The 19,500-nt window shown below is 40.1% G+C and carries 15 protein-coding genes; 9 read left to right on the top strand and 6 right to left on the bottom strand.

Annotated elements, in window-relative coordinates; genetic code table 11:
• Positions 1-61: 61 nt before the first annotated feature.
• The 3 genes from BUA53_RS11005 to BUA53_RS10995 are packed head-to-tail and all read left to right on the top strand — an operon-like array spanning position 62 to position 3,034.
• A complete protein-coding gene (locus BUA53_RS11005; RefSeq protein ID WP_072835424.1) occupies positions 62-1,429 on the top strand; it encodes a UDP-N-acetylmuramate--L-alanine ligase in 1,368 nt (455 codons plus the stop codon).
• A 56-nt stretch (positions 1,430-1,485) separates the two neighbouring features.
• Positions 1,486-2,256, top strand: coding sequence for a 3'-5' exonuclease (locus BUA53_RS11000; protein ID WP_072835423.1), 771 nt, complete (start codon positions 1,486-1,488; stop codon positions 2,254-2,256).
• A 7-nt stretch (positions 2,257-2,263) separates the two neighbouring features.
• The gene (locus BUA53_RS10995; RefSeq protein ID WP_072835422.1) at positions 2,264-3,034 is read left to right on the top strand and encodes a polyprenol monophosphomannose synthase; all 771 of its coding nucleotides are present in this window, start codon (positions 2,264-2,266) and stop codon (positions 3,032-3,034) included.
• On the opposite strand, the gene BUA53_RS10990 is transcribed toward BUA53_RS10995, so the two are convergent.
• Together BUA53_RS10990 and BUA53_RS10985 are read right to left on the bottom strand one after the other, a co-directional pair.
• Positions 3,031-4,668 carry a hypothetical protein gene (locus BUA53_RS10990; RefSeq protein WP_217652979.1) on the bottom strand — a complete coding sequence of 546 codons (1,638 nt, stop codon included), beginning with the start codon at positions 4,666-4,668 and terminating at the stop codon, positions 3,031-3,033. The genes BUA53_RS10995 and BUA53_RS10990 overlap by 4 nt on opposite strands.
• Before the next feature lie 125 nt (positions 4,669-4,793).
• Positions 4,794-5,567, bottom strand: coding sequence for an ABC transporter ATP-binding protein (locus tag BUA53_RS10985; RefSeq protein ID WP_072835420.1), 774 nt, complete (start codon positions 5,565-5,567; stop codon positions 4,794-4,796).
• Between the two features lie 106 nt (positions 5,568-5,673).
• Between BUA53_RS10985 and BUA53_RS10980 the strand changes: the two genes are divergently transcribed.
• Both BUA53_RS10980 and BUA53_RS10975 read left to right on the top strand, forming a co-directional pair.
• A complete protein-coding gene (locus BUA53_RS10980) occupies positions 5,674-6,561 on the top strand; it encodes a DMT family transporter (RefSeq protein WP_072835419.1) in 888 nt (295 codons plus the stop codon).
• A 37-nt stretch (positions 6,562-6,598) separates the two neighbouring features.
• The gene (locus tag BUA53_RS10975) at positions 6,599-9,523 is read left to right on the top strand and encodes an alpha/beta hydrolase family protein (protein WP_072835418.1); all 2,925 of its coding nucleotides are present in this window, start codon (positions 6,599-6,601) and stop codon (positions 9,521-9,523) included.
• Between the two features lie 36 nt (positions 9,524-9,559).
• On the opposite strand, the gene BUA53_RS10970 is transcribed toward BUA53_RS10975, so the two are convergent.
• Positions 9,560-10,279 (bottom strand): hypothetical protein, encoded by a 720-nt coding sequence (locus tag BUA53_RS10970; protein ID WP_072835417.1) that lies wholly within the window; start codon positions 10,277-10,279, stop codon positions 9,560-9,562.
• 85 nt (positions 10,280-10,364) lie between these two features.
• On the opposite strand from BUA53_RS10970, the gene BUA53_RS10965 reads away from it, so the two are divergent.
• A complete protein-coding gene (locus tag BUA53_RS10965) occupies positions 10,365-10,850 on the top strand; it encodes a SixA phosphatase family protein (protein ID WP_072835462.1) in 486 nt (161 codons plus the stop codon).
• A 108-nt stretch (positions 10,851-10,958) separates the two neighbouring features.
• Here BUA53_RS10965 and BUA53_RS10960 read toward each other — a convergent pair whose 3' ends face one another.
• The gene (locus tag BUA53_RS10960) at positions 10,959-12,335 is read right to left on the bottom strand and encodes a dihydrolipoamide acetyltransferase family protein (RefSeq protein ID WP_072835416.1); all 1,377 of its coding nucleotides are present in this window, start codon (positions 12,333-12,335) and stop codon (positions 10,959-10,961) included.
• Between the two features lie 154 nt (positions 12,336-12,489).
• Positions 12,490-13,794, bottom strand: coding sequence for a competence/damage-inducible protein A (locus BUA53_RS10955; RefSeq protein WP_245793089.1), 1,305 nt, complete (start codon positions 13,792-13,794; stop codon positions 12,490-12,492).
• Here BUA53_RS10955 and dacB point away from each other — a divergent pair.
• Entirely contained in the window at positions 13,793-15,202 is a 1,410-nt protein-coding gene (dacB, locus tag BUA53_RS10950) for a D-alanyl-D-alanine carboxypeptidase/D-alanyl-D-alanine endopeptidase (protein ID WP_072835460.1), read from the top strand. The genes BUA53_RS10955 and dacB overlap by 2 nt on opposite strands.
• Positions 15,203-15,283: 81 nt before the next feature.
• Entirely contained in the window at positions 15,284-15,712 is a 429-nt protein-coding gene (locus BUA53_RS10945; RefSeq protein WP_072835415.1) for a DUF6526 family protein, read from the top strand.
• 144 nt (positions 15,713-15,856) lie between these two features.
• On the opposite strand, the gene BUA53_RS10940 is transcribed toward BUA53_RS10945, so the two are convergent.
• Positions 15,857-16,267 carry a DoxX family protein gene (locus tag BUA53_RS10940; RefSeq protein WP_072835414.1) on the bottom strand — a complete coding sequence of 137 codons (411 nt, stop codon included), beginning with the start codon at positions 16,265-16,267 and terminating at the stop codon, positions 15,857-15,859.
• Between the two features lie 180 nt (positions 16,268-16,447).
• On the opposite strand from BUA53_RS10940, the gene BUA53_RS10935 reads away from it, so the two are divergent.
• The gene (locus tag BUA53_RS10935) at positions 16,448-19,483 is read left to right on the top strand and encodes a tetratricopeptide repeat protein (protein WP_072835459.1); all 3,036 of its coding nucleotides are present in this window, start codon (positions 16,448-16,450) and stop codon (positions 19,481-19,483) included.
• Positions 19,484-19,500: the final 17 nt, after the last annotated feature.

Here is a 19,500-nt window from a genome sequence, read left to right as displayed (position 1 = left end):
AAAGCTCATAAAAGCAGGTTAGCAGGCTATAGCTTATCCATCCAAACCATATAGATAAACCATGAGAATACATTTTACTTCCATTGGTGGCAGCGTTATGCACCAATTGGCAATAGCGTTAAAGCGAAAAGGATACCAGGTTACAGGAAGTGATGATGAAATATTTGAGCCCGCCAGGGGCAACCTGGACAGTGAAGGTATATTACCACAGCAACTTGGCTGGCAACCAGACCTCGTTGATAGCAAGCTGGATGCCGTAATACTGGGTATGCATGCCAGGGCTGACAACCCGGAGCTTATAAAAGCCAGGGAACTGGGCATCCCCATTTATTCCTTTCCGGAATATATTTACCAGGAAAGCCGGGGAAAGACAAGAGTAATTGTTGGGGGTAGTCATGGAAAAACAACTACCACTTCCATGATTATGCATGTGTTAAGGTCAGCCAATATCGACTTTGACTACCTGGTAGGGGCCAGGCTCCATGGGTTTGATCAATCTGTTAAGATCACCGGGGCTCCTGTTATTGTTTGCGAGGGAGATGAGTATCCCGCGAGTGCAATAGAAAAACGACCTAAATTCCATTTCCTATTTCCACATATTGCGGTTATAACGGGTATTGCCTGGGACCATATCAATGTATTTCCCACTTTTGATAATTATTTGGAACAGTTCAGGATCTTCATTGAAAAGATTGAAAAGGGAGGCCACCTGATCTATAATGATACGGATGCCACATTAAAAGAATTGGTGGAAGCTCAAAATAGAACGGATATACATTATCATCCATATAGGGTACCCGCACATGAGATAAAGAACGGGGAAACAAAAGTTACTATTGAAGACAAAGAAGTGTCTTTAAAAGTATTTGGCGATCATAACTTACTCAATATGCAGGCCGCCTGGCTTGTTTGCAAGCAATTGGGTGTAAGCGCGGCTGATTTTACAAAAGCTATTAGCAGCTTTACGGGTGCCTCCAAACGCCTGGAACTGCTTGCAAAAAATGAACAGGCTTTATTTTTCCGGGATTTTGCCCATGCGCCATCCAAAGTGAAAGCAACAATAGAAGCCCTTAAGCAACAGTTTCCCGACAAAACCCTGATAGCGGTCCTGGAACTTCACACCTACAGCAGTTTGAATGAAGCTTTTATGAAAGAATATGATGGCGTGATGGAAAAGGCAGATTGGGCTGCTGTTTTTTATAGCAGGCATGCATTAGAGATAAAGCGGATGCCAGACCTGTCGAAAGAATCTGTAGCAAAGGGATTTGACAAAAAAGGTTTGGCGGTGATCAATGAACGGAAGGATCTTGAAGACTGGTTAAACAGCAATGATTATAAAAATGCAGTTGTAGTCTTTATGAGCTCCGGAAATTATGATGGATTAGACACAGAATTATTTGCTAAACAAATAACAGGGGCAAGTCATTAATTTCGTCCTGAATATTACAAAACTTTACCTTTACCCATTTTAAGAAACCACTGTAAATGTTACAATTAAAGAAACCCCTGGCCTTTATTGATATTGAAGCCACGGGCTCGAATGTCAGTGCAGATAGAATAGTTGAAATAGCCATTGTAAAAGTGTTGCCGGATGGTAACCGCACGGTGAAGAGAAAGATCATCAATCCACAGATACCCATTCCGGCTTCCATCAGTGAGATTCATGGCCTCACAGATGAAATGGTAAAGGATGCTCCAACTTTTAAGCAGGCAGCGCATGAGATCAGGCAATTTTTAGATGGCTGTGATCTTTCCTGTTACAATGCTTACCGTCTTGATATACCTATGTTGATGGAAGAATTTATCAGGGCTGATGTGGAATTTGATATGAAAGGCCGTAAGGTGGTTGATGTTCAAAAGATCTTTCACCAGATGGAGCAACGTACATTGTCAGCAGCTTACAAATTTTATTGCAATAAATCACTGGAGGGGGCACATGGCGCAGAAGTAGATGCCGTAGCTACTGCAGAAATTTTAAATGCGCAGTTAGAAAAATATCCTCAGTTAGGGACTAATATAGATAGCATAATAAAAGCTATTGGTGAAGAGCAGATCATTGATTTTGCCCGACGTTTTATATTTAATGATAAGGGTGTGGAAGTATTTAATTTTGGAAAGCATAAAGGGCGGCCTGTTGCTGATGTATTAAAGGCTGAACCACAGTATTATGACTGGATGATGAAAGGAGAGTTTCCAATGAATACCAAACAGAAGCTAACTGAAATGTATACCCGCATCATGTTAAAAAAGTTCTAGTAACCTTTTGGAGAAACTCGTTATTATACCAACCTATAATGAAAGGGAGAATATTGGCCCTATCATCCAGGCCATACATGACCTGAACCAGGATTTTCATATCCTGGTGATTGATGATGGCTCACCCGATGGGACGGCTGATATTGTTCGTACCTACCAGGCACAATATCCTGATACTGTTTTCTTGGAAGAAAGAAAAGGGAAACTGGGACTGGGTACAGCCTATATACATGGTTTTAAATGGGGGATCAAGAGAGAGTATGCATACATTTTTGAGATGGACGCTGATTTTTCGCATAGCCCTTCAGACCTGCCTCGTCTTTATGATGCCTGCAAAAACGGTGGGGCAGATGTTGCCATTGGTTCAAGGTATATAAAAGGTGGAGGCGTGCAGAACTGGCCACGTAACAGGATATTATTATCCAAAGGCGGCTCATTGTATACACGCCTGATATTATGGATGCCTGTTGAAGACCAGACTGCAGGTTTCATGTGCTATAGACGTGAAGTATTAGAAACCATTAACCTGGATGAAATTCATTTTGTTGGATATGCTTTCCAGATAGAAATGAAGTTTGCTGCCTGGAAACTTGGGTTCCGTCTTAAAGAAGTTCCCATTCAATTTGAAGACCGTAAATATGGAGAGTCGAAAATGAGCAAGGGAATTGTAAAGGAAGGCATCCTGGGTGTATTGAAACTGCGCTGGTACAGCATGTTCACCAATTACAGGCGCAGGGTGAAAAGCAAACTAGATCCCAGCCTGACAAATGGGTCTTAGTCTTCACTGTAACTACTCTTTACTGCTTTCCATTGAATATTCCTGATACTTTGCATGATCAGCCAGGTGGCAATGATGGAAAGAACTGCGCCTATAATAACCACGGGCATGATGGTATATATAAAGAAATGAAAGAGGGCAATTACCCCCGAAACAGCCAATACAAACAGGTTTCTTAATAATGACCCGGATTTTATATTTGTATTTTGATGCATGGAGAAGGGGAAAAGTTTATTGCCCACATAAACAAGTAAGGTTGCGATAAGCAATTCATTAAATAAGCCCAGCAAAATATTAGGCAATACACCAGGTCCTATAAGTACCAGGCCAGCAACTGTTATAAAAAACACTATAGGAATATAGAATTTCAGGATGGCGGCTTTGGCGCCCCCTAAAATGATAGCTCCGGGCTTGTCTACCGGTGGGATGTAATACATCCAGGAAGCTTTATACTTTTCTGAATATACTATTTGGGAAATGGCCATGGTGAGGATGAAACTTGTAAAGTACAGGGCTGATATTACCAGTATCCTGCTCTTTATACTTTCTTCCCTTAATTCCTGCAGGTCCATAGATTTGGTATTCATGAACATGATGACTACATATACGGCCAGGTAGCCAATGGAGGGATAGACCTTTAATTTAAAATCTCTGCTCCGCGATGTCATCTTCCAGGAAAACAAAAAACCCATTTTTTCGGAAGGAGAGGAAGTGAAAAGTTTGCTTAATAATAAAGGGTAGTCAAATCGGTGCTTACTACTGTTCACAGGCCTTGCAGTTGCAGAAGTTCCACTTCCGGATGACAATAAAGCCAGTTTATTATTGAAAAATGGAGCCAGGTATTTGACAACAAGGTAAATGCTGATAAATGGTAAGCACAATCCCAGAGCTGTTCCTATGGCTTCCCTGCTGCTAACATGAAAAGAGTACAAGAATTTCCAGGTGCAGGCTATCCAGTAAAGGGGATAAAAAAGAATACCTTTTTGAAGGGAAAGATCAAGGCTGCCCAGGCCAAACCGGTTAATCATGCGGGGAAAGACCTGGTAGCTGGCATATATAACTATAGCAAAGACAATTTGGATATAACTGATAACAGATTGGAATTTCTGAGGAGTTGTTACTTTAAGAATTCCTATGTAAACGGCATTGATAAACAGTATAGCAAAGATGGTGGTGAAAAGAACCATCAGGATAAAGGATAGCGCTGCAGCAATGTTAACATTCATAACCAGGTAAACAATACCTGCAAGGCTCATGGGAAGGACTATTTTGGAAACATGTATCAGGATGTGCAACAGTCGTGAGATTAATAACGTTCTATCATTAACGGGTTTAGGTAAAATGATAAATGTATCTCTTACATCTATAAGCACCGATGTGAAATCAGAGATCAAAGTTGCAGAAAGCATAAAGAAGAACATGGAGAAATAAATGGTAAGACTGGTCACCATATTAGAACCTATTGAGAATGCAAACAGGTAAACCAGGCCGATTAAACCACTCATAAGCATGGTACCAAGAGTAGCCATAGATACCTGTTTGCCTTTGTTTCTGGTCCTGGTTTGCTGGATGGTGTTAGGTCTTCTATCATCCATGATCAGTTTAGTGACAAGTATGGATCTTAATTGATCCATGTTTACTCCCATGCTTTTGTATACAGCTGTGGGAAGCAGCACCAGCTTTAAAAATATTTTATTGACCGGGTTCACTTGGGTTTCTATTTATTTTCGTACCAGCCACTTAATTTAATAACAGGGTATTAGTTTTCCAATGCTTTGATCAATTCATCTGCAGTTGAAGCCAGCGAATCCTTACTTGTAAGATTGGCAAAGATCTGTTCAAGACTTTTATTACCCTGTTGAACTTTTAATTCTTCAAAACTTCCGTTTGCAATGATCCTGCCTTCATCAATCAATACAATGCGGTCACTAACCTTTTCCACGACATCCATCATATGGCTGCAGTAAAAAATTGTTTTGCCATCACGGGCCAGCCTGCTGATCATTTCCTTAATGATAATAACACTGTTGGCATCCAACCCACTCAATGGCTCGTCAAGAATGATAACATCTGGATTGTGTAAAAGCCCGGAAGCAATCAGTACCTTTTGTTTCATACCCTTGCTAAAGCTATCCATGCGCTGATCTATATTATCAGCTAGGCTGAATGCTGACAGTATCTTTTGTATTCTTTCAGAACATACCTGCTCATTGATACCATACAAAGCTCCCATGAAGGAAAGGAACTCCTTTGGTGTGAGTACGTCATAGAGTTCTGCCATCTCTGGTACATATCCTATTATCTTTTTCACCTCAAGTGTATCCTTTTTAACATCAAACCCCTTAACTTTTACTTCACCTTCATAATCTGTAAGCAACCCGCAAAGGATCTTTACGGTTGTGCTTTTTCCTGCACCATTTGGGCCAATGTACCCTATGACCTGTCCGCTATATACTTCCAGGTTTATATCTTTTAATACCTGCTTATTTCCAAAGTTCTTGAACAGGTTTCTTATGCTGATAACAGGTTCCATATAACGGTCGAATGCTTTTTAATAGAAATGAACATGAGGACTGCCGTCTAAAGATAATCAAGTAATTGAGTCCGGGGCTTATAGTGGATTTTATGTTTCTTTGATCATGCGAAAGGCTTTGCTGCAGTTACATACTGCGGTTTTTTTATGGGGTTTTACTGGTGTGCTGGGAAGGGTAATAACACTTGACCAGACATGGTTGGTCTGGTATAGGCTACTGATCACTACTGTTTCGCTATGGGTATTATATTTCTTTATGAATAAGATAAAGAAACTGCCCTCCAGGTCGATCTTTCTTATTAGTTGTATTGGATTCATCCAGGCATTGCACTGGGTATGTTTTTATGGTAGTATCAAATATGCCAATATTACTATTGCCCTAACTACTTTATCAACATCTGCCTTGTTGGCATCAGTTATTGAGCCTTTGCTGCTGCGCAAAAGATTTGATACAATTGAGATATTCCTGGGATTATTTGCCATTGCGGGTATTGTCATAATCTATAATACCCATGTACAGTTCTCTGTTGGTATCATCATAGGCTTGTTGTCCGCATTACTTACTGTATTGGTTTCTGTATTAAATAAAAAAATTGTTGACCAATATGCCCCAGACCAGATCACGCTTTACCAACTTACAGGAGGATTTGCAGGTTTAAGCCTGTTACTGCCTGCATACCAGTATTTCTTCCCGGAACAGCATCATATACCAGTTGCAATGGATTGGTTGTGGCTGGTCTTACTGAGTTGGGTTTGTACCATAATGACCTTTTTCCTGTATATACGTTCCCTGAAAAAAATATCAGCTTTTACCATGAACCTCACGCTTACCCTTGAACCCGTGTATGGTATTTTGCTCGCCTTTGTGATTTACCATGAGAATGAAAAGCTCAGTAAATGGTTTTATGTGGGTTTTGGACTGATAGCATTGGCAGTGGCCTTTCATATGATTCATTTATTACGGTATACACGACTAAAATCATCATCAAATTAAAGGGCTATGCTTATTTTTAATGCCTATATAAATCTTTATGAAGCTACCGGTTTTCCTGTGTTGTATTCTTAGTTCTTTTTACGCTTTCTCCCAAAAGCCTCCGCTTGATCATTCAGTATACGATGGATGGCAAAGCATAGGCGAACGGATGATCTCAAATGATGGCAAGTGGATAGTATATTCTATAACGCCACAGGAGGGTGATGCTTGTTTGTATATTCTTCCTTCTCAGGATACATCTCAAAAAATCGTTGTACCAAGAGGGTATGGAGCTGTGATATCAGAAGACAACCGGTTTGTTGTATTCAAAATAAAACCAGCGTACAAGGAAACCAGGGAAGCAAAAATTAAAAAGAAAAAGGCAGATGATATGCCCAAAGATTCGGTTGGGGTATTAGAGTTAGGCAATAAGGAAATAAAGAAATGGGCTCGCATCAGGTCATTTAAGACACCTCAAAAGGCAGGTGGATGGATTGCCATTCAAAAGGAAAAGGATCCAGGCAAGCCAGGCACAGCTCCCACTCAGAAAACGGTTGATAGTTTAAAAAAGACCATTGATTCTTTGTTGCTGCTGGTGACAGAAATTAAAAATATAAAGGCTGGTACAGTCGACAATATAGATGCGGAAGAAGACCCTGCTTCAGTGGCTGGAGCATTAGAGGGAACTGACCTTATTCTATATAGCCCAAACAATAAAAAAGATAAGGTATTCAGAAACGTCAGTGAATATTTCTTTAATGCATATGGGCAGAAACTATTGATGAGGATTACAAAGAATTCCAGGGATTCTGCTTCTGTGAATGGAGTCGTTGTTTATGATCTTTTACAGGGGAAACCTGATACTATTATTAAAGGTGGAAATGATTTTAGAAACTTTGCCTTAACTGAAGCAGGAGATAAAATAGCTTTTGTAGGCGAAAGGGACACTACTACCAATGCACTGCAGAAATTTTATGGTGTATACTTATACCAGGCTGGGGGTGATAGTGCAAATTTATTATTGGATAAGAACACGCCAGGTATGCAACTCGGTATGACTGTAAGTGAGAATGGACAGGTTAGCTTCAGTAAAACCGGCAAGCGGTTATTTTTTGGAACCATTCCCTTACCAAAACCAAAAGACACAAGTTTGGTTGATATTGACCTGGTCAAACTTGATATCTGGAACTATAAGGATGACTATTTGCAAACACAACAATTATTACGGTTGCCGTCTGATTTGAAAAAAAGCTTCCTTGCAGTGTATGATTTCTCTTCGCAAAAAATAAGACAACTGGCAAATGAAGGATTACCAACTATAATCCCAACCAATGAAGGAGACGGGAATATGTTTGTTGCCATCACCGATACAGGCAGGAGAGTGGAAACACAATGGTTGGGCAATGGCAAAAGCGATGTTTATTCCATGGATGTGCTTACGGGGCATACCACATTGGTCAAAAAAAATCATGATGGTGGTATTTATCCTTCCTCTACAGGGAAATATATACTCTTATATGATGCTAAAGAGAAGCATTATTTTTCATGGAACGGGAAAGGTTTGAAAAATATTACTTCTAACATCCCGGTGCCTTTATATAACGAAGAAAATGATGTCCCGGATGATCCCGGTCCTTATGGCTTGATGGGTTGGCACAAAGGGGATTCGGCAGTGTACATTTATGACCGATATGATGTGTGGAAAGTTGATCCTGCTGGTATATCGCAACCTGTTAATTTAACTGCATCAGGGCGCAGGCTTAAGAACACTTATCGGTATATACGGCTAGACGAAGATGAGAAGTTTTTCACCAGTTACCAGCCGGTATTTTTTAAAGTGCAGAATCAGGTAACAAAGCAAACAGGTTATGCATATAGTACCCTTGACAATAAACTAAATTTACATACGCTGGGATTTGGGGAATATAATTTCAATGCACTAACCAAGGCAAAAAACGGACAAACCATCTTATATACGAGGGAGAATTTCATACAATCCCCTAATTTATTTCTTATTAATGGTAATAATGAGCATAGCAATTTATCCTTGCCTTTAGATATTGATAATAGTATTAAAATAACAGCCTTAAATACCCAGCAGGCAAATTATAATTGGGGAACTACGGAATTGTACAAATGGAAGGCCTTCGATGGAAAACAGGGAACAGGAATTTTATACAAGCCAGAAGATTTTGATGCTTCCAAAAAATATCCTGTAATCTTTTACTTCTATGAAAAATTGAGTGATGGATTATACAATTATTCCGCTCCTGCACCTACACCCAGCCGCCTAAATATTCCTTTTTTTGTAAGCCGCGGCTACCTGGTTTTGGCGCCGGATATTTATTATACAAAAGGCCATCCGGGAAAGGATGCCTATAATTATATAGTTAGTGCTGCTAAATCTTTAGCTAACCGAAAGTGGGTGGATGGGAAGAACATGGCTATACAAGGACAAAGCTGGGGAGGTTACCAGGTGGCTTACCTGATCACAGCAACTAATTTATTTAAAGCTGCATGGGCAGGAGCACCTGTGGTAAATATGTTTAGCGCCTATGGAGGCATACGTTGGGAGAGTGGCAACAACAGGCAGTCGCAATATGAAAAAGGCCAAAGCCGCATCGGCTCAACCCCATGGGAAAGACCTGATCTTTATATGGAGAACTCGCCATTTTTCCATTTGAAGAAGGTAACTACACCATTGGTTATAATGGCTAACGATGCCGACGGTGCAGTGCCATGGTACCAGGGAATAGAATTTTTTACAGCCATGAGGCGATTAGGTAAAAAAGTGTGGCTGCTGAATTATAACGGGGAGGCGCATAACCTTGTTGAACGCAAGAACCGGAAGGATATTCAGGTTCGGGAACAACAGTATTTTGATTGGCTATTGAAAGGTCAGCCAGCTCCTAAATGGATAACCGATGGAGTGCCGGCTGTAAAAAAAGGCAAAGAATGGGGTCTTGAATATGGTGTTTTTTAATGTGTGAATTGCTTTCTTTAATCCTTAGTCAATAATTTATCCAACAGAAGGTGAAAGGTATTTCACGAGGCTCCTTTTGGCTATGGGTAACAAGGTCTCTTCTACCGGGAACTGGAGCTCGGTTTCAATACAATAAACAGCCGGATTGGGCAAATCAGTCCGGTTTTTAATGAGGTCATACTTCAGGTTTTCATAAGTGTTAACAAGACTGCGGCGCATTTCATCAAGGTAAGAGGTACGGATGCTCCTGAACTTTTCATCATGTTTTTCAAATATGGACAACCGGTAATGATAAACCCGGGTAGCTTTGACATACCCTGCACTTAAAAAGAAATAGCCTTCCTGGTTATCAAGAGGTACAAGGCCCACAGGTGTAATGGTCAGCTTTTCTTCTACAAATTCATACAGTTCAGTTCCGCTACTAATGGTAGTCTTCATTTCATTAGCTGAATAATTGATGATCTCTTCCAGTTGTTGCATGAGTTCATCATCCGCAATCATTTGTTCATATAATAATTGAAGTTTTTCTATTTGAATGCCTGTTAATTTCTTTGGGAAGTGTTCCTGCAGGTATTTCTTATTTTCTCTAAAGGCAACAATATTGTTGTAATGAAAGATGAGATCTGCCAATTGCGGATAGAGCTTATTCTGATTGAAATACTTATTGATCTCTTGCAGGTAAGCCAATAAGGTATACTTCTTTAACTCAAAATCTATATATCCTTCGGCAAACCATGTTTCAGACAATTGCTTCATAGTTTAAAGATTTGATTACCTAATTTACTAAATAGACTATTCAAATCATAGACCTGTTTATCTTTAATGTGTTAATAATATGAATATGCGTATTGCCAGGCTATTATTGGTATTATTACTCCTTCATTCCTGTAAGTCAGCCAGTTATTTTGTTGTGCGTCATGCCGAAAAGGAAACAACCACCTCCATGGGAAGTGACGTTCCTTTGTCTGAGGAGGGAAAGGAAAGGGCAGAAGCCTTGAAAGATCAATTGATGCATAAGCATATTCGTTCCATTTATTCTACAAATTTTTTACGCACCAGGTCAACTGCACAGCCTTTGGCAAAAGCATTAAATCTTTCTATTCAAATCTATGAACCCCTTGATACCAGCCTGGTAAAGCTATTAAGGAACAGGAAGGAAAATATATTGATAGTTGGCCATTCCAATACAGTAAATAATATTGTCAATACGCTTATAGGGTCAAAGGTTATCCCAGGGGATCTTGCTGACAATGAATATGGAGATCTATTTGTAGTAAAAAGAAGGGGCCGGCATTACAGCTTTGACAAAAAACATTTTGGTAAATGAGGAGTTTGATAATTCTTTGCGGATGGCTGTACTTTTTATAAGCTTAAAAGAATAGGGAGAACCAATACACAAATAGCATAATGGTTCTCCCTATCTATTATTACTGTTTTAATACTCCCTGTTGATATCAAAATTCTGAAGCTCATTGGCTACAGCGGTAAGGAATGTGGCCCCAAGGCTGCCATCTACTATCCGGTGGTCATAACTCATAGATAAATACATCATGTGCCGGATGGCTATACTATCGCCATGAGGTGTTTCTATCACAACCGGGCGTTTTTTGATAGCACCAACAGCTAATATGGCAACTTGTGGCTGGTTAATGATCGGTGTTCCCATAAGGCTTCCAAACGTTCCTACATTGGTAAGGGTAAATGTTCCGTCTGCAATGTCTTCCGGTTTTAATTTATTATTACGTGCAGCGTCGGCCAGGCTATTGACTTTTTTGGCCAGGCCTACCATATTTAGCTGGTCGGCATTCCTGATCACAGGCACAATAAGATTTCCTGTGGGCAGGGCTGTAGCCATGCCAATGTTTATATCTTTTTTGACAACAATATTATTTCCATCCAGGGAACTGTTGATCAATGGAAACTTCCTGATACAGCGAACAATGGCTTCAATGAACAAAGGAGTAAAAGTGATCTTTGTTCCCTCCCGCTTTTCAAATTCTTTCTTCACCTTTTCCCGCCACAATACCAGGTTGGTCACGTCTGCTTCAGTAAATGATGTTACATGGGGGCTGGTGTGTTTACTGCGCACCATATGGTCGGCTATCAATCTGCGCATCCGGTCCATTTCAATGATCTCCACATTGCCGCTATAGGTAGTAGGGGCAGAGGACTCAACTTTATTCACCGGAATCATCATTTGTTGCTCACGGGGAGATGATGTTTGCTGGGGTTGAGGTGAAGCGCCAGTATTGGCTGGGGCTTTTCCACTTCTTCTTTCGTTTACATATTGAAGTATGTCTCGTTTTGTTACCCTTCCCTCATTGCCGGTACCACGAATATTTTCAAGTTCTACCATGCTAACACCTTCCTGCGCAGCAATATTCAAAACCAGGGGAGAATAGAATTTGTTACCATTTGAGCCAGTTTCATTACTGCTATTTACAGTAGAATAGGATGCTGAACTTACCTGTGGCTTTGGAGCATTATCTTCCTGGATACTATGTGATGTATAAGATGGCTCCTGGACAGTTGGTGCAGGTGTAGAGGGAGAAGTTGCCACTGATTCTCCTGCTCCTGTTTTTATTCGAGCAATGACAGTACCTATTGGAACGACATCATTTACATTAAATAGAATTTCAGAAAGAACACCTTCTGCTGTAGAAGGCACCTCACTATCCACTTTATCTGTTGCAATTTCCAAAACAGTTTCATCCATTTTGACAGCATCTCCGGGGTTCTTAAGCCATTTTAAAATGGTCGCTTCCATTATGCTTTCGCCCATCTTAGGCATTACCAGGTCTACAGTAGCCATATAATAATTTAAAGTTTCGTTTTAACCTTCCAGGCCACAATGCAACCAGCATGACTTTCACACAGGATGCCTTTTTCAGAGCACCTATTAAGAAAATACAGCAATCATTAGCATTCCGTCCATGGAATTTGCGCCAAAAATAAGGAATGCCGCATTAATCCTTCAAGGTCTCCTGTTCTAAGATAAAGCCCCGCAACATGGTTAATGCTGCCTGCGCTGTCATTTCAATATTCCTGGTGCGATCGTACCTGAATTTATATTGAGCTGCCTTTACATTGTTTTTATTCCCTACAGCTATCCAAACCATGCCTACAGGCTTTTCTACAGAACCTCCATCAGGTCCCATGATTCCGGATGTAGCAAGCGCATAATCGCTGTCAATACAACTTAATACGCCCTGAACCATTTCTTTCACGGTTTGCTCGCTAACTGCTCCAAAATTCCTGATCGTTTCCTCCTTTACCCCTAATACATTTTCTTTTACTTTATTAGAATACGAAACGATACTTCCATTAAAAATTGCAGAGGAACCAGCTTTTGAGGTAATTAGGTGCGCTATATATCCGCCAGTACAACTTTCAGCAGTTGCCACCGTTTTGCCCAATTTCTTTAAAAGGTTACTTACAGCTTGTTGAAGACTAATGTCAGAATCAGCAACCATCCATTCTGCTACCAGGGGCTTCATTTTTTCAAATTGGACGGATACTTCCTGGTCTACCATTTCCTTATCGCTTCCCCTTCCTGTAAGTCGTAAACGAACCATTCCATAAGATGGGAGGTAAGCCAGTTTAATATGACCTGGCAAATCCCTTTCAAAATCTTCCAGTACGTCTGCTATGGTTGATTCGCCAATTCCGGATGTCAGCAAAGTGCGGTGTACAACTGCCGGTAACTCCAGTGAATCTTTCAATTTGGGAGCTACACTATTTTGCATCAATCCTTTCATTTCGTTTGGAACTCCGGGTAAAGACACATAGAATACGTTATCCTTTTCAAACCACATTCCTGGTGCTGTACCCCGAAGATTTGGTAATACCGTGCAATTGTCCGGTACTTCTGCCTGCTTCAGGTTTCTACCAGTCAATGGCTTATTCAATTTAGAGAAAATGTCTTTCACGTTTTGAAGGGCACCTTCATCAATGGTGATCTTTGAATGAAAATACTCGCATAGGGTAGGCTTGGTAATATCATCGGCAGTAGGACCAAGTCCTCCGGTTATGATAATCACCTCATTTTCTTTACTTGCTTCAGTTAGCGTATTTAGAATTTCTTCTTTATTATCCCCGATAGCCACTCTTCTTTTTACCCAAATGCCAATCTTATTCAACTCCTGCGCAATAAATGCACTGTTGGTATCAATGGTTTGACCTATCAACAATTCATCTCCGATAGTTATTATACAAGCATTAACTTCTTTCATCAGTGAATCTCTTAATTTTAGCGCAATGTACGAAGCCATGAAAAAACTACTTCTTTTCAGTCTTTTATTATCATATTTACCGTCCTTCGGTCAATCTGTTTCAGGGAATATTGAAAAAGCTTTCAGGTCTTTTGAAAACGACTCCCAATTAAGACATGCCATTGCCTCTCTTTATGTTATCGAAGAGAAAACCGGTAAGATTGTTTTTGAAAAGAATGCCGGTATCGGGTTGGCTCCTGCATCTACGCAAAAAATCATAACCGGTGCTGCTTGCTATGAATTACTGGGAAGTGATTTTAGATTTAATACTATAGTGACTACAAATGGAAAATTCGAAGGAAATGTATTGAAAGGTGACCTTTTCATCAAAGGCAGTGGAGATCCTACATTTGGCAGTTGGCGTTACCAGGATACAAAAAGGGAAGCCATACTTAATACCATAGTTTCTAAGCTTCGTTCTTTAAATATCAAACAGGTGCAGGGCACCATTTACCTGGATGAGTCTTCATTTTCCTTTCAGCCCACCCCGGGAGGCTGGATATGGGATGACATAGGTAATTATTACGGTGCAGGCAGCAGGGCCATCAACTGGAATGAGAACCAGTATGACCTGGTTTTGAAGCCAGGGAATAAACCTGGTGATACCACCCGCATCATTACAAAAGGAAATGGCACATCATCTTTCCAGTTGCACAATGGCATTAAAACCGGTAAAAAGGGTAGTGGTGACAATGGATATATCTACCTGGCACCGTATAGTCAATTTGGATTCACTACAGGAACTATACCCCAACAGGATAAAAACTTTACTATCTCAGGTTCATTACCTTATCCTGCATTGTCTTTTGCTGAAGAAATCGAATCCACTCTGCGAAAAGCGAATATTTCTATTAAAGGAGGAACTAAATTATATAATGGCAGTGAAGACTATTCATTAAAGGATGTAAGTGCTGAACATGAATTACTGACCTTCCGTTCTCCATCCCTTGATTCTATTATCTATTGGTTCTTTAAAAAAAGCATCAATCTATATGGAGAGGCACTTATCGAAACGCTGGCTCTAAAAAAGGAAGGCTTTGGTGACACTGAAATAGGCGTAGATATCCTAAGGAACTTCTGGAAGGAAAAAGGTATTGAGATCACTGAATTAAATATAGTTGATGGTTCAGGACTGTCACCTCTTAACCGGGTTACCACGCATGCACAGGTGACAGTGTTGCAATATGCAAAAAAGCAAAATTGGTTTTCCGGCTTTTATGATGCACTTCCTGAATACAATAAAATGAAAATGAAAAGCGGAACAATAAATGCCGTTAAAGGATTTTGCGGTTACCAGCATTCAGCTGATGGTAAAGATTATATCTTTTCTTTTTTAGTCAATAATTATAATGGTTCTGCTTCGGCAATTGTTCAAAAGATGTACAAAGTGCTGGATGAATTAAAATAAATCCAGCAACCCGCCTGTGCCTCCGGGCATTAGATTATTGCTATTACTTTGTATTTTGGAGCAAACAAAGACCCCGGTTTTATGAAAGAACAAAACTATAAGAATCACAGGCAGTTCCTTTTTACCTATCACATTCTCACACTTCTGTCTATTTTGGCTCTTTTGATAGGTTCGATAAGAAATGTAATTTATAGCAGCAGGGAGAATTTATATTCCGCCTGGTTAATTGTATTGATATCTTTTATTTTATTGAGTTTGTATATCCATAGCCGTGTCTTTGCACTAAAAGCCCAGGATAGGGCCATCAGGGCAGAACAAGGGTTGCGTTACTTCTTACTGACAGGTAAACGCCTTGACACGAGACTTTCCTTAGGCCAGGTCATTGCCCTGCGTTTTGCCAGCGATGAAGAAATGCCGGCATTGGCAGACCGAGCTTTAGAGCACGGGTTAAGTAATGACGCCATAAAAAAAGAGATAAAAATCTGGAAGGCAGACTGGCATAGGGTGTAACAAATAAATCTTACTCAATCATAATTGCGGCAATCAACCATTTGCCAGCTTTGTATATTACCCTGATACATAGGTCCAATTCCAAATAAAAGTACTGGTTACCTTCATAGTAATATGAACATAATATGGTAATCCAGCTACTGGTTATTTACCAATAAACCTGTCTAAGCTTACTTTCCCGGGACCTGTGAACAACAAGGTAATAAAGCAGGCAAGAAATAAACCTGCAGCTTCACCCACACCAAAGAAGGCACCTTTATTTGCAATGAACAAGGCCACTGACATAGCAATAATAAGCGGTATGCAGGCCAGTCGGGTGAATAAACCAAGAATTATAAATGCAGAACAAAAGAACTCAGCAAACACTACTAAGGAAAGAGATGTAGTGGAACCTATATGGAAAGGATCAGCGAACCTGGGTGCTTTTTGTGCAAAATGCATTAGTTTATCAAGGCCATGGTTGATCATCATTGATAAACCAACTCCAAGGCGTAGAACGAGCATGGCAAAGGAAAAAGCATTATCGGAAGTACTGGTGTTGAATAATTTTCTCATTAGGTTAATTGAATTGTGCCGCAAGTTTACGTAAACATATTGAAATATAACAGACCTTCTGATATGTTAAATAGGATGCGCAAATGCAATTTTATGATGTTCTTTGGAATGATGTTTGGGCATGGCCAAAATAATTGGAATTCAATCAACGTTATCTTCGCAACGGTTAAAGGACGATCTATGAAGAAAATTTGTACTTCTCTCTCATTCTGCTTTATTTGTGTATTATCCTATTCGCAGCAGACTTATTTCTTTAAAAATCCAAAGGAAACATTTAATGAGGCAAAGGAATATTTTCAAAAAGAACAATATAGCCTTGCATATCCTCTTTTTAAAGAATTGCAACAATCTGCGAGGGAAACCAATGTAGTAAATGATCCTATTGAAACCCAGGAGATCAATTATTATGCTACTGTAAGTGCATTAAAGCAAAATGAGGGTAGGGCGGAGCAGGATGCCCTGCAATTTATAGATGTAACCAAGAACAATGCGAGAGTGCAGATGATGAATTTTCATTTGGCTGAATATTACTTCAGACAAAAAAGGTTTTCTGATGCGGTGCAACTCTATGAACATGCCAATATTGCCAATCTTAATAACAGGGAAGTAGCGGATTATAAGTTTCATGAAGGGTATGCTTATTTTACCATGCAACAGTTTGCAAAGGCAAAACCTCTATTAAATACCATACGCCAGGTAAAATCTGACCCTAATTATATTGATGCTAATTACTATTATGGGTTCATTGCCTTTCGTGACAGGGATTATAACGACGCTCTTCAAAGCTTTCGCATAGTTGAAAACGAGCCTGCCTATGAAGCCATTGTGCCTTATTATATTGCCCAGATCTATTATGTGCAAGGTAAAAAGGAAGAAGCAATCAGTTATGCAGAAAATAAGATCAAACAAGGAAAGACTCAATATTATGACCTGGAATTAAAACAGTTATTAGGTCACGCTTATTTCGAAAAGAAACAATATTCTAAATCCCTGCCTTACCTGGAAGATTATGTCAACCGTTCAAAAAAGGTTCGTCGGGAAGATCTTTATGAACTTTCCTATGCTTATTACCAGGCTGCAGATTACAACAAGGCGATAGAAGGATTTAAGCAGTTAAGCGGTAAGGAAGATTCATTGAGCCAGCATAGCATGTACCTGTTAGGAGACTCTTATTTAAAGACCGGGCAGAAAACCAATGCCAGGAATGCTTTCTTATTCGGATCTTCTAACAATAGTAATCCTGAACAGAGGGAAATATCGAGGTTTAACTATGCCAAGTTATCTTATGAATTAGGGTACCAGGATGAGGCATTGAAGAGCCTCCGGACATTTCTGAATGATTATCCCGATTCTAAATACAGGGATGAAGCTATCGAGTTGCTGGTGGGCGCATTAGCCAATACTAATAATTACAAAGATGCTCTTACCCTGTTGGAAGGCATTCAATATCCAACAGCTTCGGTAAAACGTTTGCTGCCGAGGATATTATATGGCCGTGCTACTGAAATGATCAATGATGGACAGTTGGCAGAAGCTAATGCTTTATTGGATAGAGCATTGAAAGACCCTAATAATGCTTCCGTTCTGCCTCTTGTAAATTTTTGGAAAGGAGAGTTGGCCTATCGTAGTAATAATATTGATGATGCCATACGTTATTATAATGCATACCTGAATGCCGGAGCGCCAACTTCAGGCGAGGCCAGTGAGCGATCTGTGAAATATAACCTTGGGTATGCCTATTACAGAAAGGAAAATTACCCTGTTGCTAAAAGCTTTTTTGAACCCCTGGCTACTAACGTATCTCTCAGTTCAGACCCTATTACACAGGATGCATATATCCGGACCGCTGATACTTATTTTATGGGCCGAAATTATTCACAGGCTCGAAACATGTATGATAATGTCATTCGTTATTCCTGGCCTGCTGAGGACTATGCAACTTTCCAGAAAGCAATGATAACAGGCATTAATAACTCAAATGAAAAAGTCAACCTTTTAAATACGCTAATACGCAAGTTCCCACAATCCAACCTGGTAGATGATGCCAATATGGAGATTGCCAATACTTACCTGGCGGACGAGCGTTTCCGTGAGGCCATACCATACCTTACCACTATTATTAATGCTACGGGGAACAATAGCATGAAGCCCCAGGCATATTTAAAATCTGGTATAGCCTATTACAACTTAAACAATAATGCATCTGCCATCGCGCAGTATAAACAATTGCTCAACAATTATCCAAACTCGCCTGAAGCGGAGAATGCATTGGAGAATTTAAAAGTTATTTATGTAGAACAGGGCAAACCTTCTGAATATGCAGATGTGGCCAGGCAGGCAGGAAAGCCTATCTCTGTTTCAGCAGAAGATTCCTTAACCTATTCTGCAGCTCAATTGCAGTATGAAAATGGAAATATGCCAGCCGCACTGGAAGCTTTCAATACTTACCTCCAACGTTTTTCGGATGGTACCTATTCCACCAATGCACAATACTACAGGGCCGAGATCTATAATACACGTAAAGACTGGCAGAAAGCTTTAAGCAGTTATACGGTGGTGGCTGAAAGAGCTCCCAATACATTTGCTGAAAGAGCAGTGTTGCAGGCTGCCCGTATCAATTTCTTCGAATTGAAGAATTATGCAGAGGCGGAGCGTTACTATGCCCAGTTAAAACAAATTACCTCCAGCCAGGAAAACAGGCTGGAAGCTATGCGTGGATTATTGCGCAGCCAATACCAGCAGCAAAAATGGAGCGATGCGGTTGCTAATGCAAAAGACCTGATCAGCCAGAAGGGAAGCAGCTCAGATGATAAGTCCCTTGCTAATATGGCTATTGGAAAATCCGCACAAATGGGAGGGCAATATGATGTGGCAATAAATTCCTTTAAGCAGGTGGTGGCTGTAAATAAGGCAGCTCTTGCCGCGGAAGCACGCTATGAGATTGCAAATAGCTGGTTCCTCCTGGATAGAATGAAAGATGCTGAAAAGGCTGCTTTTGAAGTTATTAATAAATCGGGTTCCTATGACTGGTGGGTCACTAAAGCCTATATATTACTAGGCGATGTATATTTTAAGGAAAAAGATTACTTCAATGCCAAGGCCACTTTCCAAAGCGTGGTAGACAATTCCTTGAACGCTGAGTTAAAATCTGAAGCACAGGGTAAACTTGACAAAGTGATTGACGAAGAAGGAAGAAATAGTAAAGTGAATAATTAACCGGGTTAAGGAAAACA

Source organism: Flavisolibacter ginsengisoli DSM 18119, from assembly GCF_900129295.1.
Taxonomy (GTDB): domain Bacteria; phylum Bacteroidota; class Bacteroidia; order Chitinophagales; family Chitinophagaceae; genus Flavisolibacter; species Flavisolibacter ginsengisoli.
Note: the sequence above shows the minus strand (reverse complement) of the source record. Positions and strands in the feature narration are given on the sequence as shown.

Bases quoted from the DNA above. Each gene is read 5' to 3' on its own strand.
- BUA53_RS11005 (WP_072835424.1), top strand. From the start codon at position 62: ATGAGAATACATTTTACTTCCATTGGTGGCAGCGTTATGCACCAATTG.
- BUA53_RS11000 (WP_072835423.1), top strand. From the start codon at position 1,486: ATGTTACAATTAAAGAAACCCCTGGCCTTTATTGATATTGAAGCCACG.
- BUA53_RS10990 (WP_217652979.1), bottom strand. From the start codon at position 4,668: ATGGATCAATTAAGATCCATACTTGTCACTAAACTGATCATGGATGAT.
- BUA53_RS10985 (WP_072835420.1), bottom strand. From the start codon at position 5,567: ATGGAACCTGTTATCAGCATAAGAAACCTGTTCAAGAACTTTGGAAAT.
- BUA53_RS10980 (WP_072835419.1), top strand. From the start codon at position 5,674: ATGCGAAAGGCTTTGCTGCAGTTACATACTGCGGTTTTTTTATGGGGT.
- BUA53_RS10975 (WP_072835418.1), top strand. From the start codon at position 6,599: ATGAAGCTACCGGTTTTCCTGTGTTGTATTCTTAGTTCTTTTTACGCT.
- BUA53_RS10970 (WP_072835417.1), bottom strand. From the start codon at position 10,279: ATGAAGCAATTGTCTGAAACATGGTTTGCCGAAGGATATATAGATTTT.
- BUA53_RS10965 (WP_072835462.1), top strand. From the start codon at position 10,365: ATGCGTATTGCCAGGCTATTATTGGTATTATTACTCCTTCATTCCTGT.
- BUA53_RS10960 (WP_072835416.1), bottom strand. From the start codon at position 12,335: ATGGCTACTGTAGACCTGGTAATGCCTAAGATGGGCGAAAGCATAATG.
- dacB (WP_072835460.1), top strand. From the start codon at position 13,793: ATGAAAAAACTACTTCTTTTCAGTCTTTTATTATCATATTTACCGTCC.
- BUA53_RS10955 (WP_245793089.1), bottom strand. From the start codon at position 13,794: ATGGCTTCGTACATTGCGCTAAAATTAAGAGATTCACTGATGAAAGAA.
- BUA53_RS10945 (WP_072835415.1), top strand. From the start codon at position 15,284: ATGAAAGAACAAAACTATAAGAATCACAGGCAGTTCCTTTTTACCTAT.
- BUA53_RS10940 (WP_072835414.1), bottom strand. From the start codon at position 16,267: ATGAGAAAATTATTCAACACCAGTACTTCCGATAATGCTTTTTCCTTT.
- BUA53_RS10935 (WP_072835459.1), top strand. From the start codon at position 16,448: ATGAAGAAAATTTGTACTTCTCTCTCATTCTGCTTTATTTGTGTATTA.